Annotated in this window: 15 protein-coding genes; 14 read left to right on the forward strand and 1 reads right to left on the reverse strand. The window is 63.4% G+C overall.

The window, feature by feature from the left end; genetic code table 11:
• The 14 genes from gltX to VLR48_RS02070 form a co-directional block, all read left to right on the forward strand.
• Positions 1-1131: glutamate--tRNA ligase (gene gltX / locus VLR48_RS02005; protein ID WP_325290176.1), on the forward strand; the 1131-nt coding region annotated here is incomplete at its 5' end.
• A gap of 114 nt (positions 1132-1245) precedes the next feature.
• Entirely contained in the window at positions 1246-2715 is a 1470-nt protein-coding gene (locus VLR48_RS02010) for a glycogen synthase (RefSeq protein ID WP_325290177.1), read from the forward strand.
• A gap of 7 nt (positions 2716-2722) precedes the next feature.
• Positions 2723-4477, forward strand: a complete 1755-nt coding sequence (locus VLR48_RS02015; RefSeq protein ID WP_325290178.1) for a SufS family cysteine desulfurase — start codon at positions 2723-2725, stop codon at positions 4475-4477.
• Between the two features lie 664 nt (positions 4478-5141).
• Positions 5142-5267, forward strand: a complete 126-nt coding sequence (locus VLR48_RS02020) for a light-harvesting protein (RefSeq protein ID WP_093191812.1) — start codon at positions 5142-5144, stop codon at positions 5265-5267.
• A gap of 18 nt (positions 5268-5285) precedes the next feature.
• On the forward strand, positions 5286-5663 hold the full coding sequence (gene pufA, locus VLR48_RS02025; protein ID WP_325290179.1) for a light-harvesting antenna LH1, alpha subunit: 378 nt from the start codon (positions 5286-5288) through the stop codon (positions 5661-5663).
• 67 nt (positions 5664-5730) lie between these two features.
• Positions 5731-5868 (forward strand): light-harvesting antenna LH1, beta subunit, encoded by a 138-nt coding sequence (gene pufB, locus VLR48_RS02030; RefSeq protein ID WP_093028681.1) that lies wholly within the window; start codon positions 5731-5733, stop codon positions 5866-5868.
• A 25-nt stretch (positions 5869-5893) separates the two neighbouring features.
• A complete protein-coding gene (gene pufA, locus VLR48_RS02035) occupies positions 5894-6058 on the forward strand; it encodes a light-harvesting antenna LH1, alpha subunit (RefSeq protein WP_325290180.1) in 165 nt (54 codons plus the stop codon).
• Between the two features lie 439 nt (positions 6059-6497).
• Positions 6498-6872: a PilZ domain-containing protein gene (locus VLR48_RS02040; protein ID WP_325290181.1), complete on the forward strand. Its 375-nt coding sequence runs from the start codon at positions 6498-6500 to the stop codon at positions 6870-6872.
• Positions 6873-6936: 64 nt separating this feature from the next.
• Positions 6937-7638: a 7-cyano-7-deazaguanine synthase QueC gene (gene queC / locus VLR48_RS02045; protein ID WP_325290182.1), complete on the forward strand. Its 702-nt coding sequence runs from the start codon at positions 6937-6939 to the stop codon at positions 7636-7638.
• A complete protein-coding gene (locus tag VLR48_RS02050) occupies positions 7635-8729 on the forward strand; it encodes a 6-carboxytetrahydropterin synthase (RefSeq protein WP_325290183.1) in 1095 nt (364 codons plus the stop codon). The genes queC and VLR48_RS02050 overlap by 4 nt, the downstream gene beginning before the upstream one ends.
• Positions 8726-9367: a 7-carboxy-7-deazaguanine synthase gene (gene queE / locus VLR48_RS02055; protein ID WP_325290184.1), complete on the forward strand. Its 642-nt coding sequence runs from the start codon at positions 8726-8728 to the stop codon at positions 9365-9367. Before VLR48_RS02050 ends, queE begins: the two co-directional genes overlap by 4 nt.
• 81 nt (positions 9368-9448) lie before the next feature.
• Positions 9449-10144, forward strand: a complete 696-nt coding sequence (locus VLR48_RS02060) for a glycosyltransferase (RefSeq protein WP_325290185.1) — start codon at positions 9449-9451, stop codon at positions 10142-10144.
• Positions 10141-10917: a sterol desaturase family protein gene (locus VLR48_RS02065; protein ID WP_325290186.1), complete on the forward strand. Its 777-nt coding sequence runs from the start codon at positions 10141-10143 to the stop codon at positions 10915-10917. Before VLR48_RS02060 ends, VLR48_RS02065 begins: the two co-directional genes overlap by 4 nt.
• The gene (locus VLR48_RS02070) at positions 10910-11278 is read left to right on the forward strand and encodes a hypothetical protein (protein ID WP_325290187.1); all 369 of its coding nucleotides are present in this window, start codon (positions 10910-10912) and stop codon (positions 11276-11278) included. Before VLR48_RS02065 ends, VLR48_RS02070 begins: the two co-directional genes overlap by 8 nt.
• 338 nt (positions 11279-11616) lie before the next feature.
• Here VLR48_RS02070 and VLR48_RS02075 read toward each other — a convergent pair.
• A partial coding sequence (locus tag VLR48_RS02075; RefSeq protein WP_325290188.1) for a Fic family protein occupies positions 11617-11891 on the reverse strand: 275 nt, incomplete at its 5' end.

An 11891-nucleotide genomic window follows, 5' to 3' on the forward strand; every position in this document is an offset into this window, starting at 1 on the left:
TGCGTTTGCTCCAAAGAGCGCCTGGAAAAGCTGCGCGAGGATCAGATGGCGCAGCGTCTGAAGCCGCGCTACGACGGCCATTGTCGCGGCCACGAGGTCGATCCGAGCGAGCCGCACGTCATCCGCTTCAAGAACCCCGCCGACGGCGTCGTGGTCGTCGACGACATGATCCGCGGGCGGGTCGTCTTCGCCAATGCCGAGCTGGACGACTTGGTCATCCGGCGCAGCGACGGTGCGCCCACCTACAACCTGAGCGTGGTGGTGGACGATTCGGATATGGGCATCACCCATGTCATCCGCGGCGACGATCATCTGAACAACACGCCGCGGCAGATCAACATCCTGCGTGCGCTCGGCCATGAGCCGCCGCGCTACGCCCATGTGCCCATGATCCTCGGCGACGACGGTGCGCGTCTGTCCAAGCGTCACGGTGCGGTGAGCGTCATCGCCTATCGCGATCAGGGCTATCTGCCCGAGGCCCTGCTCAATTATCTGGTCCGTCTCGGGTGGTCGCACGGCGATCAGGAGCTCTTCTCCGTCGAGGAGATGATCAAGCTCTTCGAGATCGGCGACGTCAACAAGGCGGCTTCCTCCTTCAACACCGACAAGCTCGATTGGCTGAATCAGCAGTATCTGCATCATGCCGATCCGGCGCGGATCGCCCGTCTTCTCAGTCCGCACATGGGCCGGCTCGACATCGATCCCGCAACCGGCCCCGATCTGATCGAGGTCGTCAAGGCTCAAGCCGCGCGCGCCAAGACCCTGACCGAGCTGGCCGAGATCAGCGCCTTCTTCTATCGCGACTTCGAGACCTTCGACGAGGCGTCCGCCAAGAAGCATCTGCGTCTGGTGGCCCGCGAAGGGCTCGAACGCTTGCGCGCGGCCTTCGAGCTGATGGCCTACGAGGATTGGACGCTCGAGGGACTCAAGCACGTCGTGGAAGGAATCGCCGAGGAGCTGGGGACCAACATGGGCAAGGTCGCCCAGCCCCTGCGCGTCGCTATCGTCGGTCGCGCTGCCTCGCCCGGCATCGACGAGACCCTGCGGCTGGTCGGCAAAGACGCGACGCTGCGTCGTATCGACAAGGCGCTGGCCTATATTGCGGCGCGCGGCGGAAACGAGTCGTCTTGAGACCCGCGTAGGGAAAGACATCCGCATCACCCCGCATGCGGGGCGATGCGGCGCGTGGGTGCGTCCGAGGGTTTCGGCGGCCCCGCCATCAAAAAACCAATCGGGAATCAAGGTATGTATATCGCCATGGTCAGCGCCGAGTGTGCGCCGATCGCAAAGGCAGGCGGGCTCGGTGATGTCGTGCACGGGCTCTCGCGCGAGCTTCTCGCGCTCGGGCAAGAGGTCGAGGTCTTTTTGCCGGGGTATGATTCGCTGCGCCACGATCTGATCGAGGGGCGCCGCGAGGTCTGCCGAGGGTTGCGCGTCCCCTATTTCGATCGGTGGATCGACTGTCGCGTCGACTCGGGCGAGGTCGACGGGATCACCTGCTTCTTCATCGAGGCCGACTCGCCCCATCGGTTCTTTCAGCGCGGGCGCATCTACGGCGAGGCCGACGATGCGGACCGCTTCGCCTTCTTCTGTCGGGCCGTGCTGGAATTCATGCTGACCTCGGGCAGGCGTCCGGACGTGATCCACTGTCACGATTGGCAGACTGCGCTGGTGCCCGTCCTCCTGTTCGAGATGTACCAGCGGCTCGGTCTGACCGATGCGCGTGTCTGCTACAGCCTGCACAACGTCGGCTATCAGGGCGTCGTGGGCGAATCCATCCTGCGTCAGGTCGGCCTGGATCCGGCGCGGCTCATGACGCCGGACCGCCTCCAGGATCCGGCGAATCCGCGCGCCGTGAATCTGATGAAGGGCGGCATCGTCTTTTCCAACTTCGTCAACACGGTCTCGCCGCGCTATGCCTGGGAGATCCAGAACACCGAGCAGGGGATGGGGCTGCAGGGTGTTCTGAAGACCCATGACCGTAAGTTCGGCGGTGTACTGAACGGCATCGACGATGCGGGCTGGAACCCCGCGACCGACCTCCACATCCCCGAACCCTTCGATGCCGACCGGCTCGACGGCAAGGAGGTCAATCGCCGGGCCTTGCGGGATTATTTGGGTCTCGTTCAGGACGAGAAACCCATCGTGGCCGTCGTCAGCCGACTCGATTATCAGAAGGGCGTGCATCTCCTGCGTTTCGGTATCGCGCATGCGTGCGCGCTCGACTGCCAGCTCGCGCTCCTCGGGGCCGCGCTCGATCCGGTCGTCGCCGAGCAGTTCCGGCGACTCCAGGAGGACACCGAGGGTCACCCGGATTGCCGCCTGGTCCTTGCGTATGACGAGGAGCTGTCCCATCTCATCTACGCAGGCGCTGACATGATCCTCATCCCGAGCATCTATGAGCCCTGCGGGTTGACCCAGATGATCGCGATGAAATACGGCGTGGTCCCGATCGCACGGCGGGTCGGCGGGCTCGCCGATACGGTCTTCGACGCCAACTACTCGGATCGTCCCTTCGAGGAGCGCAACGGCTATCTCTTCGACGACCTGACCGAGTCCGCCCTGGCCGCCGCCATGGAGCGTGCGATCGATCTGTGGCGGAATCACCCCGAGTATTTTCGCCAGCTGCAGATCAACGGGATGCGTGTCGACCGCTCATGGGGCCGACCGGCACGCCAGTACCTGGACATCTACAGCCACATCCGAGTGCACTGAACCGAAGATGACTCCGCGACTCTCACCGACCCCCGCACCCTCCGTGCCCTTGGACCTGACGGCCCTACGCGCTCAGTTTCCGATCCTCGCAACCCGGGTGCACGATCAGCCGCTGGCCTATCTGGACAATGCCGCGAGCACGCAGCAGCCGCTGCAAGTCATCCAGGCGGTGAGCGACTATCACCAGCAATACCACGCCAACATCCATCGCGGCGTCTACCAGCTCTCGCGCAACGCCACCCGGATGCACGACTACGCGCGCGAGATCGTCGCGCACTTCCTGCACGCCGCCGAGCCGGTCGAGTGTCTCTTCACGCGCGGGACGACCGAATCCATCAATCTGGTCGCCGCCTCCTGGGGTCGGGCCAATCTGAAGCCGGGCGACGAGATCATCCTCTCCCATCTGGAGCATCACTCCAACATCGTTCCTTGGCAGATGATCTGCGAGGCAACGGGTGCCCGCATCCGGGTCATCCCGATCGACGATGCCGGCGAGCTCGACATGGACGCCTATCGTCGTCTGCTCTCCTCGCGCACCCGGCTGGTCGCGGTCAACCACGTCTCCAATGCACTCGGCACCATCAATCCGATCAAGACGATCATCGAGGAGGCCCATGCCGCAGGAGCACTGGCCCTGATCGACGGCGCCCAGTGGGTCGCCCACGGCGCGACCGATGTCCAAGCACTCGATGCCGATTTCTACGCCTTCTCCGGACACAAGCTCTACGGGCCGACCGGCATGGGCGTGCTCTACGGGAAACGCGGCCTGCTCGAGGCGATGCCGCCGTACCAGGGCGGCGGCGACATGATCGAGCAGGTCACCTTCGAGAAGACGACCTACGCGCACCTGCCGAATAAGTTCGAGGCCGGCACGCCCCATATCGCGGGTGCGGTCGGACTGGCCGCAGCCATTGAGTGGCTCGAAGGGGTCGGATTCGAGCGGATTGGCGCGCACGAGCAGTGTCTCCTGCGCTCGGCCACCGAGCGCCTTTCGGCGATCCCCGGTCTCGAGATCAAGGGCACCGCCCCGCACAAGGCCGCCGTGGTCTCCTGGGTCATGGTCGATCCACCGATCGGTACACTGGATATCGGCATGCAGCTCGATCTGCGCGGCATCTGTATCCGCACCGGACACCATTGCTGCCAGCCACTGATGGACCGCCTGGGCATCGCCTCGACCGCACGGGCCTCCTTCGGTGTCTACAACACCGAGGCCGAGGTCGAGCGGCTCGCCGGTGCGCTCGCCGAGATCGTCTCCGCGGCTCGCGACGCGTCAGCCAGGAAGGGGTCGGCCGCAACGCCTCCCGCGGAGATCCTCTATCCGGCAGCGGTCGCCGACTCGCCCGAGTCGGCCGCCGCGGAGATCGCCGAGATCTTCGAGCTTCTGCCCGATTGGCCGATGCGCCATCAACAGATCATGGATCTCGGCGAGCGTCTCACACCCATGCCGGATGCCCTGAAGACGCCGGAGACCTTTGTGCCCGGCTGCCAGAGCCGCGTCCACCTGGCGGCCCGCGTGCGTCCCGGTTCGCAAGACGTCATCGAGTTCCTCGCCGACAGTGACGCCAACATCGTCCGCGGCCTGATCGCCCTCCTGCAGCAGCTCTACTCCGGCCAAAAAGCCGGCGCCATCCTCGCCTTCGACGCACAAGCCTTCTTCAATCGCCTCGGTCTCGACGAGCACCTCAGCATGACCCGCCGCAACGGTTTGGTCGCCATGGTCGAGCGGATTCGGCAGATCGCGGCGGGGTTGGGGCTTTAGCTTTCTGCCGCCAGCCGCCAGCCTCCAGCCGCCGGCCTTCAGCTATCAGCCGTCAGCTTCGGGCCTCCGGGTCGAGGTCGGGGGATCGACTCTCCAGGCACGTTTCAGTTTTCGGTGAGAAGCTCGACGTGCGCTCCGGCGAGATCTGAACAGAAATTTGGCAGTTTCCCGTCCTGAAGAAAACTCGAAGCGATCAGCATCCTATCGCCGCATATAGATGTTTGACGGGGATGACAAACCACACACTTTTCCACGCCTCACGGCGCCTTCCCTCTAACGAATCCCGCGAAATCCGCTCCACAAAGCTGAGAGCTGAGAGCTGAGAGCTGGAGGCAGGCGGCAAAAACCCAGCCATGCCCCCATCGCTCATGTGTCAAATCTTGTTGACATTGCCAAGCGTCAAGCTAATATGACACTTGGGATGACATGTAAATCCCGTGGTATTTGGATGTATCGCGCCGAACGGGCCGCTCCCGCTCCCGCTTCGGTGTTCGCCAAATGTACCCCCGTCGCACAGATCCTGAGCGGCGACCTCGGCACAACCCGTAAGGAGGCCAACTCAATGGCTGGGCAGCAATCTCCCGCCTCAACACCGACCGGCAGCAGCAAAGCTCGCGGACAGGCGAAGCCTGTCGTCGCACAGCAGCAACAGCCGGAAAAGAGCCTGTCCGGGCTTACCCCGGAGCAAGCAAAAGAATTTCACGAGCAGTTCAAGGTCACCTACACGGCGTACGTCGGGATCGCAGCACTCGTGCATCTGTTCGTCATTGCGAGCAATCCCTGGTTCTAAGTCGAGGAGATCATTTTCATGCTTCAAGACGCTTTCCGTAACGTTCTTAACTACAAGCCGAGTCAGCAGGACTACCGGATTTGGCTGGTGATCAACCCGGCCGTTTGGTTGGTTCCGATGTTTGCTGCCCTTCTCGTGATCGCGTTGAGCGTGCATCTGTACGCCTTCTCCATCCCGGGCAACGCATGGGAATCCGGCAAGGTCGCTGAGCCCGCCGCCGTTGCGCCGGTTGCCGAGGCTGCTCCGGTCGAAGCCGCGCCTGCCGCTGAGGCCGCTCCGGTCGAAGCCGCGCCTGCCGCCGAGGCTGCTCCGGTCGAAGCCGCTCCGGCCGAGGAAGGCGCACCCGCCGTCGTGCCGGTTCCGGTCGAAGTGATCGTGGTTCCCGAGGCAGCCTAGCCTCTTCGCTCGCCCGGCGTCGGTTTGGCGCGCGGTGCTCGATAAAAACCAGCAAAGGAGTACAGTCATGGCACAGTCTCTGTCCGGTCTTACCGATCAACAAGCAAAAGAGTTTCATGAGCAGTTCAAGGTGACCTACACCGCCTACGTCGGGATCGCTGCATTGGTTCACCTTTTCGTGATCGCTGCCAATCCCTGGTTCTAATCCGACTTCTGACGAGATCAAGATTATGAGTGACGTCCAGATTGCAAAGCCGAAGAACCCGGAAGACGATTGGAAGGTGTGGCTGGTTCTCAATCCCGCGACATGGCTGATGCCGATCTTCTTTCTCTTGTTGGTCATTGCCTTGGCACTCCATGCAGTCGTGTTCCAGATGGGCTTTGGTTGGGCCTGATCGGCTCCCCGATCAGCACCCTCGATCGCGATCGAGCAATCGCGGACTCGTTCATCGCTGAATCGAATTCGCGTGTAGCCTCGGCAATCGCGTTCTCGGATCGCGCTATGCTCTACGGTTTCGCGCCGTCGAGCATGGCCGACACCCATCAATCGGCTCCGGAATCCAAGGCCTGCTCGTCATCTCCGTTGTCTTCCTTTCCGTATCGACGGATCTTCCGTATCCCGCTCCGAGTCGTCCGCCAAGAGGGATCTCGACCCCGTCCGCTGCCGTTTGCGTTCCCTTCACGCCCGGTCGACAGTCTCCCGAGCGAGCGCTATCCTTAGCGCGTCACTGTGTTTAAGCGATTCACCCCTCCCGGCGCCCGAGTGTCTTTCTGCTGTCCAGGCGGGACGAGTGCCGTGCGGCGTTTCGACCGATCAGACGGTTTGAGGTATCTATGGCGATCAGCGAAGCGGATGCGGATCGGCGGAGCTACGAGCGTGTGTCGTGGGAGCGCCACGCTTGCCTGATGCAACTCCGCTCCGATGCGGGCAGCAGCGCCCCCGGGGTGTACCCGGTGCTCGGGCGCAACATCAGCGAGGGAGGCCTGCAGGTGTGGGCCGATTGCATGTTCGCCGTGCGTTCTCGACTGCTGGTCGAGATGGAGACACCGGAGATCCCGGAGGGGATTCAAGCTGTCGGCTCCGTGGTCTGGGTTTCACCGAGCACCGCCGAGGAGCGCTGGCTGCTCGGCATCGAGTTCTCCGATGTCGGCGACACCGCACTGGCGCGAATCCGCTCGCTGGTCCAGCCGGCGGACGAACGCAACTGAGCGTCGAGCGTCGGCTTAGGCTCGGCCCGATGCGCCCTTCCTTCATTCTCCGCTTTCCAAGATCATGAAACCGGCAGTCGTTCTTTTGAGCGGTGGTTTGGACTCCGCGACGGCTTCGGCCATCGCGAAATCCGAAGGGTTCGCCCTCTATGCATTGTCGTTTAGCTACGGCCAGCGCCACGACATCGAGCTCGAGTCCGCAGCCCGTGTCGCCGCGGCGCTGGGGGTCGCGGACCATGCGATCGTCGAGATCGATCTGCGACGTTTCGGCGGGTCGGCGCTCACGGCAGACATCCCGGTGCCCAAGGGACGTTCCGCCGGGGCGATCGGCGAGGGGATTCCGATCACCTATGTTCCGGCACGCAACACCGTCTTTTTGTCCTTCGCGCTCGCCTGGTCGGAAACCCTCGGGTCCGAGGACATCTTCATCGGTGTGAACGTGCAGGATTACTCCGGTTATCCCGACTGTCGACCGGCCTTCATCGAGGCGTTCGAGCAGATGGCCAACCTGGCGACCGCGGCCGGGGTCGAAGGGCGTCAAAGTCTCAAGATCCACGCGCCTCTGATGCAGATGACCAAGGCCGAGATCATTGCCCGAGGTCTGTCGCTCGGCGTCGATTACGGACTCACCAGCAGTTGCTACGACCCCGGAACGGACGGCCGTCCCTGTGGTCTGTGTGATTCCTGCCTGCTGCGTGCCAAGGGCTTCGGGGATGCCGGGTGCCCGGATCCACTTCTCGTTCGTTTCGGTCTCGTCGTCCCATGAGTGAACAGTTGTTTCACGTTGCCGCCGCCCCTTTCGAGGCCGCGCGGCGCGTCTCCATTCTGCCTGCCGGACACCGGTCGCGGCGTTTGCACGGGCACGGCTTCGTCGCCAAGGTGCGCGCGGAGCTTCCGATCGATTGGGCGCCTTTTCCCGGCGGGGAGACGGAGTCGCTGGTTCGGGCGCTCGCGGACGCGATCGGGCCGCTCGATTACAGCGATCTGAACGAGCACCTGCCGATTCCGACCGACGAGAATCTCGCGCGCTGGGTGCGGGCACATCTCGGTGTTCCGGGTGTCGTGTCGGTCGGGGTCCAGAGCACCCGCGATCAGGGGGTGGATCTGGACGGCCTCGAGCAGGCGCATGTCTGGCGTCGCTTTCGTTTCGAGGCCGCACACCGCTTGCCGAATGTCCCCGAGGGCCACCAGTGCGGGCGCATGCACGGTCACGGGTTCGAGGTGATCCTGCACGCCAATCAGGATCTCGCCGGGAGCAACATGGGCATCGACTTCGATCGCCTAGAGGCCATCTGGGCGCCACTGTACGCCGAGCTCGATCACGCCTGCCTCAACGACATCCCCGGTCTGGAGAACCCGACCAGCGAGATGTTGGCGCGTTGGATCTGGGGCCGACTGCGACCGGTCTTTCCGCAGTTGTGCGTCGTGACGATCTACGAGACGGCCACCGCGGGTTGTCACTTCGACGGTAGCCATTATCGGATCTGGAAGGAGCAGCGCTTCGAGAGCGCGCTGCAGCTTGTCCAGGCGCCAGAGGGCGATCGACGGCGCCGTCTGCATGGTCATAGCTATCTGATGCGACTGCACCTGACCGCCCCGCTGGACGAGGTGCTCGGCTGGACGATCGACTACGGCGACGTGAAGCGACAGTTCAAGCCGGTCTACGACCGACTCGACCATCATCGGCTCGACCTGTTGCCGCACCTGCGCCATGCCGATCCGGCCAACCTGCTCCTGCGGATCCGCGAAGAGGTCACCGCCGCGCTGCCGCAATTGGATCGGATCGACCTGCACGAAACCCCGGGCTGCGGCGCCGTTCTCTGTTGGGGCGCGTTGGGGCCGGCACTTCCGCTATGAGCTACAGCGTCAAGGAGATCTTCTACACGCTGCAGGGCGAAGGCGCGCAAGCGGGACGAGCGGCTGTTTTCTGCCGATTCACGGGCTGCAACCTCTGGTCCGGTCGCGAGCAGGATCGCGCGACGGCGATCTGTCGATTCTGCGATACCGATTTTCGCGGGGCCGACGGCGAAGGCGGCGGGCTGTTCGCAGATTCCGAGACCCTGGCCGAACGGATCCGGGCGACCTGGTCCGAGCACGCCGGTTCCGGCGGGCGGCCCTTCGTGGTCCTGACCGGAGGCGAGCCGCTGCTCCAGCTCGACGTCGCCTTGATCGAGGCGCTGCATGCGCAGGGTTTCGAGATCGCCCTCGAGACCAACGGTACCCTGTCTGTCCCGGCCGGCGTCGACTGGATCTGCGTCAGCCCGAAGGCCGGCGCGGATCTCGTTCAGCAGAGCGGTCAGGAGCTCAAGTTCGTCTTCCCCCAGCCCGGACTCTCGCCGGAGGATCTCGAGCACCTCGCGTTCGAGCATTTCTTCCTGCAGCCCATGGATGGCCCGCACCTTCAAGAGCATTCGCGCCAAGCGATCGCCTACTCCAAGACCAAGCCGCATTGGCGTCTGAGCATCCAGACCCACAAGCTGCTCGGTTTTCCTTGACGATCTCGCGGGTTGATTTCGGCGTCGGGCAGGCCAGATTCCCGCCATGTCCGCTAAAGGTGCGCTGCAGCAGTCCACGTCATGCCAAGCCTCTCGATCATCATCCCGACCAGGCGCATCGGTCCTCATCTCGAGCCCTGTTTGGATGCCTGTCGACGTGCCTTCCCGGACGCCGAGATCATCGTCGTCGTTGCCCTCACGGGAGAGCATCCTCTTCGGCCGGTCGAGCTCCCGGGTCCGCCCGAAGGCGCGACACAGATCTTTTTCGCAACCCCGGGACGCGGTCCGCAATGCAACGCAGGTGCCCGCGCCGCCGCGGGCGAGCTTCTGCTTTTCCTGCATGACGACAGCATCCTGCCCCGGCAGGCCGCCGCACTAACGCAGTCCGCCTTCGCCGCGGAGGATACCGAGCTGGCCTGCTTTCGTTTGCGCTTCGACGACGCCCATTGGCTGCTCGGCGTCTATGGCTGGTTTTCGCGGTTCGACTCGCTCATCACGAGCTTCGGAGATCAGGGGATCCTGATCCGGCGACCCTTCTTCGACCGCCTCGGTGGATTTCCCGAGTGGCCCCTGTTCGAGGATGTCGAGCTGCTGCGTCGTGCGCGACGTCGCGTGCGTGTTCTGAAGCTTCCGGGTGTGATGACGACCTCCGCCGTGCGCTTTCGTCGCAATGGCGTGGTCCGACAGCAACTCATGAACGCGGGGCTCATTCTGCGCTACCTGCTCGGCGCAGCACCGACGAGGCTCGCAGAGCGCTACGAGCGAGGTCGAGGATGAGCATCGACCAGTGGGTAGCCCTTGCGATTCTGGCGGCGCTGTTCGCGTTGGAGGGCGTAATCCCCTTCTATGACCAGGCCGCCGGACGCTGGTCTCACGCGGCTCGGAACATCGGTCTCGCCCTCGTCAGCGGATTGGTCGGTGCCTTGATGGCGCCCCTGATCCTGCTGTCGATCGAGCTTGCGCAGACGCGCGGCTGGGGCCTTTTGAACGCGACCGAGTTGCCGGCTCCGATCGCCGTGATTGCCGGCCTCATGCTGTTCGATCTTTGGATGTATATCTGGCACCGCGCGAACCACGAGGTCCCGCTGCTGTGGCGGCTCCACCGCGTCCATCACACCGACCCGCGGATGGACTCCACGACCGCGTTTCGCTTTCATCCCGGCGAGATCGCCCTTTCGATCCTGCTCAACGCCGTCGTGATCCTGGCGCTCGGACTCGGTCTCGCGACCTTGATCTTCTACAAATCCCTGATGGTCGCGGTCATCCTCCTGCACCACAGCAACATCCGCCTGCCCGAGGCTTGGGATCGGCGCCTGCGGATCCTGGTGGTGCCGCCGTCGATGCATCGGGTCCATCACTCGGAGGTCTTTGTCGAGACCAACTCCAATTACGGGACCATCTTCTCTTTCTGGGACCGTCTCCTCGGGAGCTTCCGACTGCGCGACGACCTCCAGCGGATCCGCTTCGGGATCGGCTACTTCGAGGGCCCGCAGTGGCAGACGCCGATACAGCTCCTGATGCTGCCGTTGCGGGAGAAGCCGCATGCCTGAGACAAGCCCCGTGCGGCTGCTGTTCGTCTACAACGCCGACAGCGGACTCTTCAATACCCTGGCCGACATCGGGCACAAACTCTTCTCGCCCGAGACCTACGCGTGCCGGCTGTGCGCCATCACCTACGGCCTGCTGACCGAAAAGGCCGAATGGCGAGACTTCATCTCATCCATCGACGCGGAATGCGAGTTCCTGCACCGCGATGAGCTCCACCGCCGCGAACCGGGCCTCTCGGTCGCCCTTCCGGCGGTGTTTCGCATGACTGATCAAGGGCCGAAGGTCTGCGTTGATGCGGAGACCCTGAATGCCTGTTCGAGCCTTGCCGATCTGAAGGCGCTGATCCTGAGCCGTTGCCTGTAAGAGTCGGTGTCCGGATAAGGAATGCACATAAACGATCGAACCCCCGCTCCCCGGCCCGGGATAGCCGACTTGTCGTCGACCTCTTCGCCCGTCGGGTCTTAGCACTGTCGGGTGTCTTGGCACTGCCACGCCTGGCTTCGGAGTACGCAGATGCTCCGGGTCTGGTGGTCTTCCGTTGGTGCTGCGCCGTCATGGCTTTTTGGGTTATCCTCTGTACATGAAAAACGATACCTTGTCCCGCGCGAACCCTTACCTGAAAGACGCCGTGAAGGCTCGACGCAATCGCGTGCGCAGTTTGGCCAGCTCCACTGCCATCGAGACGGGTGAGCCGATTTCCGTTATTGAAGAGAAGCTCGACCGGAAGCCTGTTGGGCGGTCTGGCGTAACACTTGCTTGACCAGCATCCGCATCGGTTCGTAATTCTCCAGACCGGCCTGAATGGCTGCAAAGTACGCATCCTTATTCGCATCCCACGACGTGAAATCCAACTCGGGCCAGCCTGCCTGCAGTGCCATAACGCCCGCGAGTAGACGCGAAATGCGGCCATTTCCCTCTCGGAAGGGATGAATCAAGATCAGCTCGACGTGTACGACAGCGATCGCATCAGCCAATC

The organism is Thiocapsa sp. (genome assembly GCF_035467215.1).
GTDB lineage: Bacteria > Pseudomonadota > Gammaproteobacteria > Chromatiales > Chromatiaceae > Thiocapsa.